Origin of the sequence: Exiguobacterium sp. s70 (assembly GCF_018618315.1) — a bacterium.
Taxonomy (GTDB): Bacteria; Bacillota; Bacilli; order Exiguobacteriales; family Exiguobacteriaceae; genus Exiguobacterium; species Exiguobacterium chiriqhucha.
Map to the genome: position 1 here is coordinate 1 of NZ_JACSLV010000001.1, position 15,382 is coordinate 15,382.

19 protein-coding genes are annotated in these 15,382 nt (G+C 54.6%); 6 read left to right on the plus strand and 13 right to left on the minus strand.

The window, feature by feature from the left end:
- The first annotated feature begins 98 nt into the window (after positions 1 to 98).
- The 3 genes from KNP84_RS00005 to KNP84_RS00015 are packed head-to-tail and all read left to right on the plus strand — an operon-like array spanning position 99 to position 2,386.
- Positions 99 to 1,160: an MFS transporter gene (locus tag KNP84_RS00005; RefSeq protein WP_285800451.1), complete on the plus strand. Its 1,062-nt coding sequence runs from the start codon at positions 99 to 101 to the stop codon at positions 1,158 to 1,160.
- Complete coding sequence (locus KNP84_RS00010) at positions 1,157 to 1,537, plus strand: VOC family protein (RefSeq protein WP_021067638.1); 381 nt, start codon at positions 1,157 to 1,159, stop codon at positions 1,535 to 1,537. Before KNP84_RS00005 ends, KNP84_RS00010 begins: the two co-directional genes overlap by 4 nt.
- A 12-nt stretch (positions 1,538 to 1,549) precedes the next feature.
- Positions 1,550 to 2,386: a Cof-type HAD-IIB family hydrolase gene (locus KNP84_RS00015; RefSeq protein ID WP_215114016.1), complete on the plus strand. Its 837-nt coding sequence runs from the start codon at positions 1,550 to 1,552 to the stop codon at positions 2,384 to 2,386.
- A gap of 46 nt (positions 2,387 to 2,432) precedes the next feature.
- Here KNP84_RS00015 and fur read toward each other — a convergent pair whose 3' ends face one another.
- Together fur and KNP84_RS00025 are read right to left on the minus strand one after the other, a co-directional pair.
- The gene (gene fur, locus KNP84_RS00020; protein ID WP_016509373.1) at positions 2,433 to 2,912 is read right to left on the minus strand and encodes a ferric iron uptake transcriptional regulator; all 480 of its coding nucleotides are present in this window, start codon (positions 2,910 to 2,912) and stop codon (positions 2,433 to 2,435) included.
- Positions 2,913 to 3,024: 112 nt separating this feature from the next.
- Positions 3,025 to 3,555, minus strand: coding sequence for an NUDIX domain-containing protein (locus tag KNP84_RS00025; protein ID WP_215114017.1), 531 nt, complete (start codon positions 3,553 to 3,555; stop codon positions 3,025 to 3,027).
- Between the two features lie 76 nt (positions 3,556 to 3,631).
- Between KNP84_RS00025 and KNP84_RS00030 the strand changes: the two genes are divergently transcribed.
- Positions 3,632 to 4,462, plus strand: a complete 831-nt coding sequence (locus tag KNP84_RS00030; RefSeq protein ID WP_215114018.1) for an aldo/keto reductase — start codon at positions 3,632 to 3,634, stop codon at positions 4,460 to 4,462.
- A 3-nt stretch (positions 4,463 to 4,465) separates the two neighbouring features.
- Here KNP84_RS00030 and KNP84_RS00035 read toward each other — a convergent pair whose 3' ends face one another.
- Positions 4,466 to 5,005, minus strand: coding sequence for a PadR family transcriptional regulator (locus KNP84_RS00035; RefSeq protein WP_021067642.1), 540 nt, complete (start codon positions 5,003 to 5,005; stop codon positions 4,466 to 4,468).
- 128 nt (positions 5,006 to 5,133) lie between these two features.
- Here KNP84_RS00035 and KNP84_RS00040 point away from each other — a divergent pair, with 128 nt between their 5' ends.
- Positions 5,134 to 5,448: a thioredoxin family protein gene (locus KNP84_RS00040; protein ID WP_029595313.1), complete on the plus strand. Its 315-nt coding sequence runs from the start codon at positions 5,134 to 5,136 to the stop codon at positions 5,446 to 5,448.
- A gap of 39 nt (positions 5,449 to 5,487) precedes the next feature.
- On the opposite strand, the gene KNP84_RS00045 is transcribed toward KNP84_RS00040, so the two are convergent.
- The 9 genes from KNP84_RS00045 to KNP84_RS00085 all read right to left on the minus strand — a co-directional run bounded on the left by KNP84_RS00045 (position 5,488) and on the right by KNP84_RS00085 (position 13,800).
- Entirely contained in the window at positions 5,488 to 6,417 is a 930-nt protein-coding gene (locus KNP84_RS00045) for an NAD(P)/FAD-dependent oxidoreductase (RefSeq protein WP_214835139.1), read from the minus strand.
- Positions 6,414 to 6,995 (minus strand): CDP-alcohol phosphatidyltransferase family protein, encoded by a 582-nt coding sequence (locus tag KNP84_RS00050; RefSeq protein ID WP_021067645.1) that lies wholly within the window; start codon positions 6,993 to 6,995, stop codon positions 6,414 to 6,416. The genes KNP84_RS00045 and KNP84_RS00050 overlap by 4 nt, the downstream gene beginning before the upstream one ends.
- Positions 6,995 to 7,882, minus strand: a complete 888-nt coding sequence (locus KNP84_RS00055; protein WP_215114019.1) for an ABC transporter ATP-binding protein — start codon at positions 7,880 to 7,882, stop codon at positions 6,995 to 6,997. Before KNP84_RS00055 ends, KNP84_RS00050 begins: the two co-directional genes overlap by 1 nt.
- Positions 7,879 to 8,580, minus strand: coding sequence for an ABC transporter permease (locus tag KNP84_RS00060; protein WP_215114020.1), 702 nt, complete (start codon positions 8,578 to 8,580; stop codon positions 7,879 to 7,881). Before KNP84_RS00060 ends, KNP84_RS00055 begins: the two co-directional genes overlap by 4 nt.
- A complete protein-coding gene (locus KNP84_RS00065; RefSeq protein WP_021067648.1) occupies positions 8,577 to 9,350 on the minus strand; it encodes an ABC transporter permease subunit in 774 nt (257 codons plus the stop codon). Before KNP84_RS00065 ends, KNP84_RS00060 begins: the two co-directional genes overlap by 4 nt.
- Positions 9,337 to 10,506: an ABC transporter substrate-binding protein gene (locus tag KNP84_RS00070; protein ID WP_215114021.1), complete on the minus strand. Its 1,170-nt coding sequence runs from the start codon at positions 10,504 to 10,506 to the stop codon at positions 9,337 to 9,339. Before KNP84_RS00070 ends, KNP84_RS00065 begins: the two co-directional genes overlap by 14 nt.
- Before the next feature lie 35 nt (positions 10,507 to 10,541).
- Positions 10,542 to 11,288: an SDR family NAD(P)-dependent oxidoreductase gene (locus KNP84_RS00075; RefSeq protein WP_021067650.1), complete on the minus strand. Its 747-nt coding sequence runs from the start codon at positions 11,286 to 11,288 to the stop codon at positions 10,542 to 10,544.
- On the minus strand, positions 11,285 to 12,262 hold the full coding sequence (locus KNP84_RS00080; RefSeq protein WP_131471236.1) for an MBL fold metallo-hydrolase: 978 nt from the start codon (positions 12,260 to 12,262) through the stop codon (positions 11,285 to 11,287). Before KNP84_RS00080 ends, KNP84_RS00075 begins: the two co-directional genes overlap by 4 nt.
- Positions 12,263 to 12,363: 101 nt before the next feature.
- Positions 12,364 to 13,800: an NADP-dependent glyceraldehyde-3-phosphate dehydrogenase gene (locus tag KNP84_RS00085; protein ID WP_029595305.1), complete on the minus strand. Its 1,437-nt coding sequence runs from the start codon at positions 13,798 to 13,800 to the stop codon at positions 12,364 to 12,366.
- Positions 13,801 to 14,027: 227 nt separating this feature from the next.
- On the opposite strand from KNP84_RS00085, the gene KNP84_RS00090 reads away from it, so the two are divergent.
- The gene (locus tag KNP84_RS00090) at positions 14,028 to 14,903 is read left to right on the plus strand and encodes a chemotaxis protein CheV (protein WP_021067653.1); all 876 of its coding nucleotides are present in this window, start codon (positions 14,028 to 14,030) and stop codon (positions 14,901 to 14,903) included.
- 43 nt (positions 14,904 to 14,946) lie between these two features.
- Here KNP84_RS00090 and KNP84_RS00095 read toward each other — a convergent pair whose 3' ends face one another.
- Positions 14,947 to 15,324 carry an Hpt domain-containing protein gene (locus KNP84_RS00095; protein WP_021067654.1) on the minus strand — a complete coding sequence of 126 codons (378 nt, stop codon included), beginning with the start codon at positions 15,322 to 15,324 and terminating at the stop codon, positions 14,947 to 14,949.
- Between the last annotated feature and the right edge of the window lie 58 nt (positions 15,325 to 15,382).

The following is a 15,382-nucleotide window of genomic DNA, read 5'->3' on the forward strand; positions in this document are numbered from 1 at the left end:
CGCAAAAACACCTCCGATGCTAGCACTTTTTTAAAGTGTACCACTGCGAAGGTGTTTTTATATTGTCTCAAAAATTTAGGTTAGCCCACCCGATCTCGATGGCCGGATGGATTTTTATGACCATTGCTGCAGGCACGATTTTATCGAGCCTACTCAGCGGTAGGTTGCTCGAACGTTTCGATACGAAGCAAGTCACGTTCGGCTCCGGACTCGTGACGGCAATGTGCCTGCTCGGCTTTTACGCGGCCCCGTCCTTGATTTGGCTGTTCGTCCTATCGATTCCACTCGGACTTGGTGCCGGGGCGGTCGATGCCGCGCTCAACCATTACGTCGCAGAAAACTATCAGGCGCACCATATGAACTGGCTCCATTGTTTCTGGGGCGTCGGAGCGACGGGCGGACCGCTCGTCATGGCCGGTGTCTTGACGGAGAGCGGTTGGCGTGACGGCTATTTGATCGTCGCGTTGATTCAGTTCGCGCTCGCCTTCCTCCTGCTCCTGTCGTTCCCGCTTTGGAAGCGCGAAATTAAAACGGAGCCCTCCACGCTCGAACGACAAGAGACGGCCGTGACCGCGCTCGAACGAAAGATGCCGAAAGGCCTCTCGTATGCGCTGGCCACGTTCCTGCTCTATTGTGGGATTGAGGCGCTCATCGGCCTGTGGGCCAGCAGTTACCTCGTCCAGATGAAACAGTTCTCTGTCGCGACGGCCGCGACGTGGGTGTCAATCTATTACGGCAGCATCACGCTCGGTCGCTTCCTGAGCGGGTTCCTCTCGTTCCGCTGCACGAATCGACAAATGATTCGGCTCGGGCAAACCTTCGCTTTAATCGGTAGCCTCGTGTTTCTCATTCCGGCGACCGGAGCGATGTTGATCGGATTGATTTGTATCGGGCTAGGCTTGGCCCCGATTTACCCGAGCATGCTTCATGAGACGCCGCAGCGGTTCGGGAAGGAACGGGCAAAACGGTTGATGGGCTTCCAGATGGCGTTCGCCTACACGGGCAGCACGTTCCTGCCACCGCTATTCGGACTCATCGTGTCTCAGACGTCGCTCGGCCTATTCCCGCTCGTGACCGTCTTGATCATGCTCGGGATGCTCTTGAACACGGAACGCTTGAACTCGATCATGCACCAACCATCAAAGGAGGAACTCACATGAAAATCGAACACATCGCCATATGGGTGAACGACCTCGAACCGATGCGCCGCTTCTACGAGACGTACCTCGGGGCAACTGCGAACGACAAGTATACGAACGAACAAAAACAGTTCGAATCCTATTTTCTGACGTTCCCTGATTCGACATGCCGGCTCGAGTTGATGCGACGCCCGGACGTCCAAGGCACACCACGCGAAACGATCGGCTACGCGCATATCGCGTTCGCGCTCGGTAGCAAAGAGGCGGTCGATGCGTTGACACGACGACTCGAAGTCGACGGGTATCCGCTCATCGACGGACCGCGGACGACGGGAGACGGTTATTATGAAAGTGTCCTGCTCGACCCCGAACAAAATAAACTTGAATTGACGATTTAAGGAGATGAGACGATGATTCAGGCGATTTTACTCGACCTTGACGGAACGTTATTGACCGACCAGAAGATGATTTCACCGCGCACGAAACAGATATTGCTCGACCTCCAGGCGGAAGGCAAAAAAGTCGTACTCGCCTCCGGCCGGCCGAAACGGGGCATCGAACCGTTCGCCGAAGAGCTCAGACTGCATGAATACGGGGGACTCATCGTCTCCTCGAACGGGGCGTGCGTCACGGATGCTGCGACGAATGAAACATTGTTCGAACAGGCGATTCATCCGAACGACGCTCGTGCCATTTTGGATCATTTGACCGGCTTCGACGTCATTCCGATGATCAATGACGAGACGTATATGTATGTCAATGACGTCTTCAACGGCATGCTCGAGTTAAATGGTAAGCCGTTCAATATCATCGAATATGAGTCGCGCGGTGGACGATTCCAATTGCGGGAAGCACCCCGTCTCGCCGACGCCATCCATTTCCCCGTCTATAAGATTCTCGTCGCGGGACAACCTGACTATCTACAGGCCCATGCCGCGTCGCTCGCCGCACCGTTCACGGACCGCGTAACGGGCATGTTCACGGCCGCCATGTACTATGAGTTCACGGATCTCGGAATCGACAAGGCCCGGGCACTTAATCATGTGTTCCGGGAGATTGGGATTGACCGCGAGCATGTCATCGCGTTCGGTGACGGGCATAACGACCGGTCGATCATCGAGTATGCCGGCATCGGCGTCGCCATGGGCAACGCCGTCGAGGACATCTTGACCATCGCCACGGAAGTGACGACATCGAACAATGAAGACGGGATCGCCACCGTCTTGTCCCGTTACTTGACGACGTGACGACATACAAAAGACAGGCAGCCTTTGAGGGGCTGCCTGTCTTGCTTTATCCGTTGATGACTGCTTTATGACCCTCGAGCGTGACGCCTTTGGCTTGGCAAACTTTACAGATGCCGTGAAACGTCAAGCGATGATCTTTGATTAAAAATTCGTATTTGCTTTCGACTTTCTTCTCGACGTCGACGAGCAAGTCTTCCATGATCTCCTCGACCGAACCGCACTCGACACAGACGAGATGATGGTGCGAATGGTTCGCGCCTTCTGGTCTGAGGTCGAAACGGGCGACGCCGTCACCGAAGTTGACTTTGTCGACGACACCGAGCTCCGTCAATAGCTCCAGCGTCCGATAGACGGTGGCGAGCCCGATTTCCGGTGCGATGCTTTTGACGAGCATGAACACGTTCTCTGCGCTCAAATGGTCCGTCTCATTCTCAAGTAGAATCCGGACAGTTGATTCTCGTTGCGGTGTCAATTTATATCCTTTGGCGCTCAATTGCTGTTTGATCCGTTCAATTCGCGTTTCCATAAGGCGCCCCCTCTTAGCATAATTCACTATTCAAAGCATACCGAAGTTCGTCCGGTTTTTCAAATTAAAATGATTCCTATGTAAGTGTAACATAACTCACTCTAGTTTAGAATCATTTCAATTTAGATAATTGCCACCACTGAATCGCCATAATCGTCTTCGCGTCAGTGATGCGTCCACTCGCCAGCAAGTTGACCGCCTCGTCGAACGTGAAGCGTTGGACTTGTAAAAACTCGTCCTCATCAAGGTTCATCGTACCGGCCGTCAAGCCGTGGGCGACATAGACATCGACCCGTTCACTACAAAAACCGGGTGCCCCGTAAAATGAGAAGATTTTTTCGAGCGTCTCGGCCGTATAACCGGTCTCTTCTTCGAGTTCGCGATTCGCGCTCGCGAGCGGTTCCTCACCGACTTCTAATTTACCGGCCGGAATCTCGAGTGACATCGATTCAAACGCTTTCCGGTACTGCTCGACGAGGACGATGCGATCGTCTTCATCGACGACGAGGACGGCGACGGCCCCGTTATGGTAGACGAGTTCACGGACCGAGGTCCCTCCGTTCGGGAGCGAGACGACGTGTTTCTCAACGTTAAAGATCTTTCCTTCGTAAATGACTTCCCGTTCAATCGTTTTCTCTTCCATTTGTATGTACCCCTCACTTTTCCTATATACTGTGATTATGATTCATATCGTCAGACGGAACAAGGAGGAATTATCAATGGCAGAGTTAGGATTAGGAACCATGTCGATTTTAAAACACGGGGAAGCAGTAGGTCGTCGGATTCTAGAGGCCGCCTACGACGCTGGGATTCGGCATTTCGATACGGCCGACGTCTACGATCACTTCGAGGTGGAACGTCTAGTCGGTTCGACGTTTGCCGGACGCCGGGACGAACTGTTCTTGACGAGCAAGGGCGGGAACGTGCGAACGGAGGATGGGATGCGCTGGGATCCGAGCGCCGCGTATTTGGAGCAGGCGCTCGCCGATTCGCTCGAACGTCTCCAGACTGACTATTTGGATTTATATTACGTCCATGGCGGCACGATCGAGGACGACCTCGATGAGACGATCGCCTTCATGCGCCGGCAAAAACAAGCCGGGGTCGTCCGACAAATCGGACTGTCCTCGATTCGTCCGAACGTCATTCGCTATTGGCTCGAGCACGGTGAACTCGACGTCTTGATGACACCCTATTCGTTGCTCGATCGTCGCGTCGAATCACTCGACCTCGACATCCCGATTGTCGGGCGCGGACCGCTCGCCAAAGGACTATTGACCGCCGAGTGGTCCGAGCGCTTGACGGACAAAGGCTTCGAAACATGGACTGCATCAGAGTTACGCGACGTGTTGCCGACGATCCCGACGCCGATTCAAGCTTACGCCCTTGCCGCCGCGAAACGAACGTGTGCCGTCGTCCTGCCGGGTGCCTCTTCGGTCGATCAATTGAACGAATTGATTGCCGCCAATCAAGCCGACGTCGATTCGGACAAACTTGATGAGCTGTTGGCACGGCTGCCTATTCACCCCTACACAAAACATGCGACCTGAACGTCAGGTCGCATCGGTGTCACGTTGTTTCATTTGTTCGATGGCCCAATCGGCCCAACCGGCGTAGTTTTCCATCATCCGAATCGCATACTCGCTCGTCAGTAAATAGCCGAGCGTATCGGCCTCGGACTGATGGGCCGCTTGAAACGCCCGGATTTGATGGGCGACTTGCTCGTGATGCGCTTTCGTCTCTTCGACGTAGCGAATCGCCTCGTCGAGCGGGAGCAACTGCAACAGGCTGACCCGGAGCAAGTTCTCGTCTTTCATTTTCGGTTGGTACGAGGTCGGTTGCCGCAACCAGTCGATCAACTCTTGACGTCCCGTGTCGGTGATCGAGTAAATCTTTTTGTCCGGTAAATCATGTTGGGCCACATGCTCAGAGGAGACGAGTGCTTCGTCTTCCATTTTTAACAGTTCACGGTAAATCTGTGTATGATGGGCGTGCCAAAAATGAATCATTTGCGCTTTGAACGTCGCGTTCAAGGCATAGCCGGTAGCGGGTTGATGGGTCAATAACCCGAGTAGTGCATGACGTAACGCCATAACCATCACCTATCCCTTGCGGTTCTATTTTTATTAGTGTATCACATATTGCAGCGCGACCGAGAATGCCAATCGGTTGACGCCCATTGCGATTACACAGACAATATACGTGAAGGGAGAGATTTTTTATGAAACCGATTCAATCCGATCAGCAATTCCAAGAAGCCATTCAAGATAAAGGCATGGTCGTCTTCACGACGTCATGGTGCCCTGACTGCCGTCGACTCGACATGTACGTCGACGAGCTCGTCAAAGACTACCCACAGTTCAACTGGTACGTCGTCGACCGCGACGAATTGCCGGAACTGTCGGACGCGCAAGAAGTACGGGGCATTCCCTCGCTTCTCTTCTATAAAGAAGGCGTCAAACAAGAGCATCTCCACTCGGCGAACGCCAAGACAGAGATGCAAATCCGCTCGTTCCTCGATACGTTGAACGACTAAACAAAAAGACGACCGTCATGGTCGTCTTTTTTCGTTCTTTCAAGTAAATCGTTCGACGTAGCGTCGGTCGATTGTCCGTTTCAACCAAAACGGTAACCGCCCGTGCCACGTCAACTTCCCGTACGTCAAGAGTGCTTGTCCCGGAGTCGTCAGCAAGATGTTGAGCGATGTCCGTGATTTGAACGGCCGCTTTGTGCCCAGCAGCAGACGTGCGACGTGTCGGCCCGAGCGGACGGCATCGACGCCGCCGTTCAATCGGGCTGCCATATCGCCCGTAACAAAGATATCGCGATAGACCGGGTGCCGTAAATCGTCTTCGGTCTCGATGAACGCCGCTTCTTCCGCCAGTCCGGCCGCTGACCACCAGTCGTCGGCGACGACACCGGTCGCATCCAAGACGAGTCCGTCCCCTTGTCCGGGCTGGAACGGGGCCAGGATGATCGTCACGCCGCTCCGGACGAGACGACGTGCCATACGCTGAGCGACGCGCCGTGGGAGTTCAGGCAACAGGCGACGCGCATACAATGTCACGCGTCGCTTTTGTCGGATGCATGCGAAGGCGAGCTCGACCCCGGCCTTGCCACCGCCGACGACGGTGACCGCCTCACTGTTGACAATGTCGTCCAACACATATGACGTCATCGGTTTGAGGCCCGTCCCGAGTCCACGACTTTTCGCACCGGTCGCGAGCACGAGGAGATCATATCCGACTTGCCCGTGTTCGGTCTCGACGATTCGGGCATCCGGATCGAGCCCGATGAGGCGATTGGCGACCGGCGTGACATCAGGGCGCAACCGTGTCGTCGCCGATTCCATCTCCCCGGCGATCACTTGCGGGAACGCGCCCGTGTATATCGTTTCGCGTCCCCCGATATACTGGACGTCATACCGTTCATGGAGCGCGTCGAGCCGAGCGAGAATCTCAAGTTGCCCGTGACCGAGTCCGACGAGGACGAGACGCGGCTTCATCGTAAAATCCGCCGCGCTTCTAACAACCGCTGTAAAATGGTCGACACTTCAAGGACGAGGAAAATCGTCGCGATGACGCCAATCCATGTCGGGAATAAAATCATGAGCGTGAACAAGATGAAGCATTCCGTCCGTTCTAAAATACCAGGTTGGTAATAAAACGACTTCTCCGACCGACGGGAGCTGCTCGCCCCAACGGCGAGGAACAATGTCATCGCCACGACGAACGACCCGAGCAACAGCAGAAAGACCGGCATATGCTCCGGATGGCGTAAGGCGAGCGCGATGACGACGGCAATCTCGACGATGCGGTCGAACACGAGATCGAGTACCGTCCCGAAGCTAGTTTTTTGCGAGCGACGCGCCATCGTCCCATCGAGGACGTCGAACAGACCGGACACCCATAATAGCAAGACGGCCGTCCACAGCATGTCGTTGTAAATGAAGAGACCGACCGAAACGCCGATGATGCCCCCGAGGACGGTCACCTCATTCGGGGTGAACTTCCATTTCAAGAGCCGATCGGCCCCACGTTCGATGACGGGACGAACGAACCGGCTACCGTATGTGTCTAACATCATATTCCTCCTTGTCTCTTACGTAAATAATACGTCTCACCGTCTCGGAACGATTCATCCCGTGGCAAGATGACGTAGTCCCCCTGGCCGCGGCGATATTCACCGAGACGATGCCCGAATCGCGTGAACGACCGGATCAGCACGACCGCCTCGTCCGTCGGGAAGTCCGTCACCTCGATATGAAGCGAGGGATACAGACTGCCACCCAGTTCGATAAAGTCGCCGAACGTTGATTCCGTCTCGGATAACGCTTGTGGGGTGCCGCTCGCGCGGACGAGCCCCGCTTCGAGCAGGGTCACCCGGTCAGCGACGAGCATCGCTTCTTCCCGGTCATGCGTCACGAGGAGCGCCGTCAATCCAAGTTCACGAACGAGGTCGCGAATCAAACGTTGCAACTCGTATTTGAGCTCGGGATCGAGGTTCGTGAATGGCTCATCGAGCAGAATGAGCCGCGGTGAAGCCGCGAGTGCCCGGGAAAAGCTCACGCGTTGTTGTTCTCCGCCGGAAAGCTCGTGAATCTCAGCGTCATAGCGACCAGGCAGCCGGACGCGGGCGAGCCATGTCTCTGCTTCTTGGCGCGATCGGTTCGGTGTGGCGAGTGTCACGTTCTCCCCGACCGTCAAATGTGGGAACAAGAGCGGGGATTGCGACAACATCGTGATCCGGCGCAAGTGAGGTGGCACTCCGTCAAGCGGCGTCTCCTCCCACGTCACTGTCCCGGAGTCGTGTGTCTCTAATCCTGCGATGATGCGGAGCAACGTCGACTTCCCGGACCCGCTCACGCCGACGAGAGCATGAATCTCGCCGTTCGGAATTTCTAAATCAATGCCGCGTAACACGTCACGGTCTTTAAAGCGTTTATGAACGCCTGATAATACTAAGCTCATTGCAACCGTCCTTTCACCAATCTAATCCAGATGCCGAACAGTCCGCCGAGCCCAAGATAGAGGAGGACCGGCACGAGGATGAGCACCCATGTATTCTGTAACGCCAGCGAGACGTCATTGCCTGCATAGGACTGATAAAGCCGCGTTGTGACCGTCGGGACGAGCCCCGATCCGATCAATTGAACGAGCACGAATTGACTCAAGACGATAACCGTCGAGAACAAGACGATCGTTCGAATCGTCTCTTTCAAGAGCGGGAATAGCACGAGACCGAACCGGGTCCACGGGGCGAGCATCAACGTCTGTTCAAGAAGCGTTCGGCCAATCACATACATGGCGTTATATGCCAGCCGGATGGAATACGGCAACGTCGTGACGAGCAGGACGAGGCCAACTCCAATGTGCGTGCCGACAAGGCCGAGTTGCGCCAAAGCGATATACATGCCGAACATACTGGCCATGACCGGGATGAACAGTGGAAGGAACGTGAACCATTCGACTGAAGTTTTCCATCTCGACTCGGTGAACATAAGCCACCAAGCCGTACCGATACCGAGCCATACGTTGATGAAGCCGAGGATGATGACATAGATGACCGTGTTTCCGAACGCCTCATCCCAACTGAACGCGGCCGGGAACGCCAAAAACAGCCCGATGAATGGGAACAGGATCAAGCCAGCGGTGAGAATCCGACTCATCGTCTCACCCCCCGTTCGATACGTCGTCGTCGTTTCGCCGTCACCGCATAGGAGCTAATGACACCAATAAAGATGAATAGCGTCCAGATGAGGGCGACCGCATACGACTCGTACGCATTTAAAAACAACCCGGTCGTTAATCGTTCGTAGGCGAGTACCCCGAGCAGTTCAGGGAAGGTGACCCCTAACAAGGCCGGCACTTCATAGGCAAACGAGATAAAAGCGACGAGCACCCAAAACGAATCGAGGAGCGGTTTAACGAGGAATGGCCATTCCGCCACTTTAAATTGTTTAAACGGCGTGAGTTGAAGTGTTTTCGCCATATCCAAATAACCCCGATTCAATTGGGCATACGTCCCAATCACCATCAAAAACACGAACGGCACTTCTTTCCAAACATACGTGAAGATGACGACGAGATGGTGGCGTTCATTCGCCTCAATCAATCCATAGAATGGGAAGACGCCTGAGAACAACAGATAAAATAAATACGCGGCTGCGACGTGCGGTATGAACATCGGCCACCTGAGAAGTGACGCGAGCCACGTCGACCGATGTCGATACACCGAACGGGCGAGCCACGTCCCGATGACAAGTGAGAGGACCGTCGAAACGACTGTCACATACAGCGTCACGGCGAGACTGGCACGCCACGCCGCGTCGTTCAATTCAGACCAGTCGAACCCTATGGTCTCGTAAATCAGAAAAGCAACACCGGTGAACGGTAATGCCAGAACGAACAGACTAAGCCATAGACTACTTCGCGACACGGTCCCACTCCTCACGAATCGCATCGATCACGGCTGGCCCATAGTCAGGGATCGAGCGTTCGGCGAGACGTTCCGGGTCAGGATAAGTGACACCTTCATCGAGCTTTAAGAATGCGTCACGGTCTGCCGTATCGAGTTTGGTCAAATCGAGCGACGTCCCGTCTCCCCAGTACGTCGAGTCTTGTTTGGCGAGCTGGGCTTCGGGCGACAACAACTCATTGATGACCACGAGCGCACCGTTCGGATTTTTGGCGTTAAATGGAACGGCGAGAAAATGCGTCGAGGCAATCGAATGTTCGAGCACGAGTGCCCGTGTACCACTAGGAAACACGCCATTTTCACGCTCGGCCTCGGCGCGTCGTTCATTGAAGCCCATCGTCATCCAGACGTCACCCGCGGCGTACAACTGGTCGAGCTGGGCCAGCGATTTCGGATACGTCGTCCCTTGTTTCCATAGGGTCGGCGACCGCGTCGCAAGCTTCTCCCAGAACTCGTCTGGAATCTCACCGTCACCGGCCGCAGTCCCATACTCGGCGTAGAGCAGATGGCGGACGAACGCGTTTCCTGTGAAGTCTGTCACTTCAGGATACGTGAAACGGCCAGGATTTTCTTCGGTCCAACGATGTAATTCGTCGAACGTCGTCGGCGGATTTTTGACTTTGTCCGCATCATAGTGCATGACGAACTGCACGTTCCCCCAAGCGACTTCGAGCCCGTTCGTCGGAGTTCCCGCATCGGTCGCTTGCGCTTCCTCGTTCAATAACTTGGCGTTCGGGATTTTGCCGAGCAGGTCACCCTGCAACAAATCCGCCTCGGCAGCGTTACGGAAATTGTCTCCATTGATCCACATGAGGTCGATCGTTCCTTCTTCTCGATTCGCCCGCTTGTCGAGCGACAATTGACGCACGAATTCGGCCGTGTCCATCGGGACGCGGTTCAACTCCACGTTATACGTCTCTTTCAGGCGGGGCGCGACATACTCATCGATATAGCGATTGATGCCATCATCGCCTCCCCACATATAAAAATTGACCGTCGACTGTTTCGCTTCTTCGGCCGCCTGTTCGAACGTCGGTGCGATTTCGGCGCGCGTCGTCCCGCAGGCAGCGAGGAAGATGAGTGACAGCATCAAGCCAAACTGTTTCAATCGGCGCATCGTGTCTCCCCCTTTTTTTCTCTATGTTGACGCATTTACTTTTTGTCAAATCCCCGTTTTGCGAGCCGTTCGAACATGACCGGGCACATTGCGTACAGTTTCGCGCCAAGTTCCATCCACCACGGGGCGTTCACTTCACGTTTCGACGCCTCACATGCCGCGACGACGCGTTTCGCGAGACGATCGGGATCGAGCATAATCGATTTCACACTCGCTTCGTAACGTCCACTCTTGTCGGCCCGGAGAAAAAACGGCGTCGCAATCGGTCCCGGGTTGACGGTCAATACATGAATCCCAGCCGGCTTCAGTTCCAACCGGAGCGCGTTCGAGAACTGGAGCAGCGCCGCTTTCGATCCGGCATAGACGGCCGATTTTGGGGTCGGGACTTTTGCCGCTTGCGAGCAGACGTTGATGATCGTACTGCCACGGCGCATCGTTCGCGCACAATCACGCGCGAGCAACATCGGTGCGGTCGCGTTCAAGCACATCGTCTCCTCGATGACGTCGGTCGTTTGATCGACGACCCGGTCGAACTCGCCGATTCCGGCATTGTTCACCCAGACGTCGATTGCTCCATATGTACGTTCGACTTGGGCCACGAGCGTGTCATAGTCGGTACAGACGTCGGCCACCATCCAATCGGCCGATAACTTCTGTCCGAGTTCGCGCAACCGCTCCTCGTTCCGTGCAATCAACGTCAATCGGGCACCCGACTCATAAAAAGAATGCGCCAGCGCGGCCCCAAAGCCGCTCGACGCACCCGTGATGACAATATGTCTCATTCTACGATGTCCTCCACTCTCACATAAATCCATTTTCCATCCGTCAACTGTTTGACGACGCGCCCACGTTCCTCGAGCAACGTCAACCGGGCGAACACCTCACTGAAGACGAGCGGCATCGCCCGCCGCATCTTGCGTCCATACAGGCGCATCGACCAATCGAACACGCTCAAGCCGTCCACCCAGTCGTTCAGGAGCAGTTCACTTCGCTCATAGCGCTGAGCGATGCGGGCCTCAATCAATGGACGCGGTTTGTGAATCGGTTCCCCATGCCCGCTCACGACGAGCTTCAAGTCGACCGACTGCAATTTCCGCAGTGAATCGAGATACAGGACGACCGGCGAAGCGAACCCTTCCTCTTCGTACGGCTGCTCGATGAGCGGGTTCGGTTCGACCGCATCGATTAAATGGTCGCCCGCGATTAACACGCCACCCGGACCGAGCAGTCCGAGCTGGTCACTCGCATGCCCAGGCAGATGGATCGTCTTCCACGCCCCGTCGCTCGTCACGTCCTGTCCATCCTCGAATGTCATCGTCACAGTCGTCGGACCGATCCAGCGCAGCGCCTCCCGATAATCGGGCAATTTGTTCACAATCGTCTCCGGGGTCCCGAACCAGTGCGCCAGATCGTGCAAAAACTGGTTGCCCCGTTTGATGAAGTTCGGTGTCTGTTCTAAATAGCGAACGAGCTTCTCATGTCCGTAGACGGGAATCGAGGCGTCACGCAGACGCCACGCCTGACCCGCATGGTCGGCATGATGGTGCGTCAAAAATAAAAAATCAATATCCGCGAGCGTCAACTCGAGCTCGGCCAGTTGTGTCGTCAATGAGGTCCACGCCTCTTCCGTATCCGGTCCGCAATCGACCATAAAGAAACGGTTCATGTGTTCGACGACATAAACGTTTACGTTGCCGACCTCGAACGGCGTCGGTATATCGAGTCTTGCCAGTTGGCTTGAAATCCAGTTCGCCACGTCCCCACAACCCCTTCCACCTATCTTCACCCATTATACCTGTCGATAAGAATGGATTTCAATCACACAAAAAAAGGAGAGGATTTCTCCTCTCCGATGTCTTATAGGTTGATGACTGTGACTTTATCTCGTGTCATCGTCTCGAGGCTGCGTCCAATCCCTTGAACACCGAGGCCTGACTGTTTCACGCCGATGAACGGGAAGTGGTCTGGGCCACGTTCCGTGCGGCCGTTCACTTGGACCGTACCGACGTCGAGCTTGTCGGCGACCGTGAAGGCGCTGTTCACGTTTTGCGTGAACACACTCGCTTGAAGACCGAACTCAGACTCGTTCGTGAGTTCAATCATCTCGTCGAGCGAGTTGACGCGGATGATCGGCAAGACTGGTCCGAACGGCTCTTCCCAAGCGACACGCATTTCACGTGTGACGTGGTCGAGGAGCGTCGGGTGCAAGAGGTTGCCGTCGCGCTCGTTTCCGTGGACGACTGTCGCTTGCTTGTTGACGGCATCGTCAATCAAGCCTTGGACGTAATCCGCCGACTTCTTGTCAATGAGTGGGACGATGAAGCTGTTATCGACCGGTGACCCGACCGTGAGCTTCTCGACGCGCTCTTTCAACATGCCGACGAGTTCGTCTGCTTGGTGCTCGAGCACGAATACGCGCTTGATCGCCGTACAGCGTTGTCCTGAATACGAGAACGCCCCGCTGACGATTTGATCAGCCGCGAGCGTGAGGTCTGCGTCTTCGAGGACGAGCGCCGGATCTTTCCCGCCAAGTTCAAGCACGACAGGTACCATCGATGCTTGTTGCGACAAGTGTTGACCTGTCCCGGTACCGCCCGTGAACGTGATCATGTCGATGCCAGGGTGTGACGTCAAGTAGTCACCGATGACCGACCCACGCCCTGTGACGAGGTTCAATAGACCGCTCGGAAGACCTGCGTCTTGGAGTGCCTCGATCATCTTCACACCACTGATGGCACCTTGTGTCGCCGGTTTGAAGACGACCGCGTTACCTGTGATGAGCGCCGGTGCGATTTTGGCTGCTGCCAAGTTGACCGGGTAGTTGAATGGTGAAATCGCGAGGACGACACCGAGAGCTTCTTTCTTGATGATTGCCATCTTGTTCTTCGAACCGCCAGGGAATGAGTCCCCTTGCATGAACCCGCCCGTGAAGCGAAGACCTTCTTCGGCCGTATAGCGGATGATTTCCGCCGTCCGGACGACTTCTTTCTTCGCGTCGCTCAAGTTCTTCCCGACTTCGCGCATGATGATTTGACCGATCTCATCAACGCGTTCTTCGAGTTTGTCCGCCCAAGCGTACAACAGTTCGGCACGCTTGTTGACCGGAAGCGCCGCCCATTCCTGTTGTGCGCTTTTTGCGCCGTGAATCGCCTCGTCGACTTCGTCGCGAGACATCGCCTGGACGTGCCCGACGACTTCATCTGTATAAGGTGAAACGAGTTCGATTGTTTCGTTCGTTGTCGATTCCTGCCATTGTCCATTAATTAAATATGGATACGTGTTCATACTCATAATCTCTATCTGCCTCCTGAGTAAGCTTTGATATCTCGTTGCCACCCCCATTGTATGCAAAATCAAATCGGTTGAACAACTATAAAGATTCAGTTTATGTAATGTAAACGGTTACTCGTCAATTTTTTGTCAATTCCGCCTCGACTTTGCCACTTTCAACTGAAGATGTTCATCAAATCGACCGATAGAAGAGATGAGAGTACGTGAACTAGGAGGGACCACCAGTGAGCATGGATCATAATATTTTACTTGAGGCAGGCACGAACGAATTAGAGATCGTTATTTTCCAGTCAGGCCCGTTCATTTTCGGGATTAACGTCATGAAGGTACGTGAGATCATCACGATGCTTCCCCTCACTCCGCTCCCGGGCACTCCGGAAGCAATCATGGGATTGATTGAGCTCCGTGGTGAGGTCATGACGGTCATCGATTTACCGATGGTCATCGGACATCCGCGTGACGTCGGAGACAACGATCGCTTGATCGTCTGTGAGTTTAACGGAGAGAAATCGGTGCTCCGCGTCGATCAAGTGACAGAGATTAAGCGTATCTCTTGGGAACAGATCGACACGCCGTCTGATCTCGCACGCGGCATGCAAGGAATCACGAACGGGGTCGTCAAGACAGGCGACCAGATGATCATCCTTCTTGACTACGAGCGCATCGCCCTCGAACTGTCCCGTAAAGACATCATGGCCCGTGAATCGGTCAAACGACTCGGTGCCCGGGAGCGCTCGAACAAACACGTCTGGATCGCGGAAGACTCGGAGATGTTGCGGACGCTCATCATCGATACGCTCGATGACGCCGGCTATTTCAACACGACGATTTTCAATAACGGGAAGGAAGCGCTCGATGCGTTCGAACAGAGCGACGTCCATTGTGACTTGCTGATCACCGATATCGAGATGCCGCAAATGGACGGCTTGCATTTGACGAAACGACTCCGTGAGATGGATCGTTTCGCCGACCTGCCGATTATCATCTTCTCTTCGCTCATCTCGGACGACTTGAAACATAAAGGCGACGCGGTCGGGGCGAACGCCCAAATCACGAAGCCAGAGATTGGCATGTTGATTGCCACACTCGACGAATTTTTAGCCTAATCCGAAAAACGGGACTTCGCCTTGCGGCGAAATCCCGTTTTATTTATGATAATGCATTCAAGCGCGCTTCCCATTCTTGGTCGAAGCGGCGCATATCGGCTTCGATGTCGTCGAGAATCGGTTCGAGGTTCTCGGTCTCGTTCGTCTCTCCAGCCACTTCGAGCTGATGGAACCGGGCGGCCGTCTCGTCGAGGCCGACAGAATAGGAGGCCCCTTTCAACAAGTGGGCGAGCTGTTCGATTTGTTCATGGTTTCGTTCCAGCACCATGCGTCTCAATTCCGGGAATTTCGCCTCAAATTGGCGGATATATGTCTCGGCAATCTTTTTTAAGAAATCTTTATTTCCGCTAGCGATTTGATGGAGCTCCGCCAACTTTTCTTCGTTAAACAGAGCATTATGGGGCGTTTGTGACAACTCCATCCCTCCTTTGCTTCAATCCTACTAACATTCCTACCCACTGTAGCATGTTTTCGAGAAA

What these genes read in the sequence shown, in the direction of transcription:
- KNP84_RS00060 (WP_215114020.1), bottom strand. Translation starts at nt 8,580, where the DNA reads ATGAGTCGGATTCTCACCGCTGGCTTGATCCTGTTCCCATTCATCGGG.
- KNP84_RS00095 (WP_021067654.1), bottom strand. Translation starts at nt 15,324, where the DNA reads ATGGAGTTGTCACAAACGCCCCATAATGCTCTGTTTAACGAAGAAAAG.
- KNP84_RS00025 (WP_215114017.1), bottom strand. Translation starts at nt 3,555, where the DNA reads ATGGAAGAGAAAACGATTGAACGGGAAGTCATTTACGAAGGAAAGATC.
- KNP84_RS00090 (WP_021067653.1), top strand. Translation starts at nt 14,028, where the DNA reads ATGGATCATAATATTTTACTTGAGGCAGGCACGAACGAATTAGAGATC.
- KNP84_RS00005 (WP_285800451.1), top strand. Translation starts at nt 99, where the DNA reads ATGGCCGGATGGATTTTTATGACCATTGCTGCAGGCACGATTTTATCG.
- KNP84_RS00040 (WP_029595313.1), top strand. Translation starts at nt 5,134, where the DNA reads ATGAAACCGATTCAATCCGATCAGCAATTCCAAGAAGCCATTCAAGAT.
- KNP84_RS00075 (WP_021067650.1), bottom strand. Translation starts at nt 11,288, where the DNA reads ATGAGACATATTGTCATCACGGGTGCGTCGAGCGGCTTTGGGGCCGCG.
- KNP84_RS00010 (WP_021067638.1), top strand. Translation starts at nt 1,157, where the DNA reads ATGAAAATCGAACACATCGCCATATGGGTGAACGACCTCGAACCGATG.
- KNP84_RS00050 (WP_021067645.1), bottom strand. Translation starts at nt 6,995, where the DNA reads ATGTTAGACACATACGGTAGCCGGTTCGTTCGTCCCGTCATCGAACGT.
- KNP84_RS00070 (WP_215114021.1), bottom strand. Translation starts at nt 10,506, where the DNA reads ATGCGCCGATTGAAACAGTTTGGCTTGATGCTGTCACTCATCTTCCTC.
- KNP84_RS00045 (WP_214835139.1), bottom strand. Translation starts at nt 6,417, where the DNA reads ATGAAGCCGCGTCTCGTCCTCGTCGGACTCGGTCACGGGCAACTTGAG.
- fur (WP_016509373.1), bottom strand. Translation starts at nt 2,912, where the DNA reads ATGGAAACGCGAATTGAACGGATCAAACAGCAATTGAGCGCCAAAGGA.
- KNP84_RS00015 (WP_215114016.1), top strand. Translation starts at nt 1,550, where the DNA reads ATGATTCAGGCGATTTTACTCGACCTTGACGGAACGTTATTGACCGAC.
- KNP84_RS00030 (WP_215114018.1), top strand. Translation starts at nt 3,632, where the DNA reads ATGGCAGAGTTAGGATTAGGAACCATGTCGATTTTAAAACACGGGGAA.
- KNP84_RS00055 (WP_215114019.1), bottom strand. Translation starts at nt 7,882, where the DNA reads ATGAGCTTAGTATTATCAGGCGTTCATAAACGCTTTAAAGACCGTGAC.
- KNP84_RS00035 (WP_021067642.1), bottom strand. Translation starts at nt 5,005, where the DNA reads ATGGCGTTACGTCATGCACTACTCGGGTTATTGACCCATCAACCCGCT.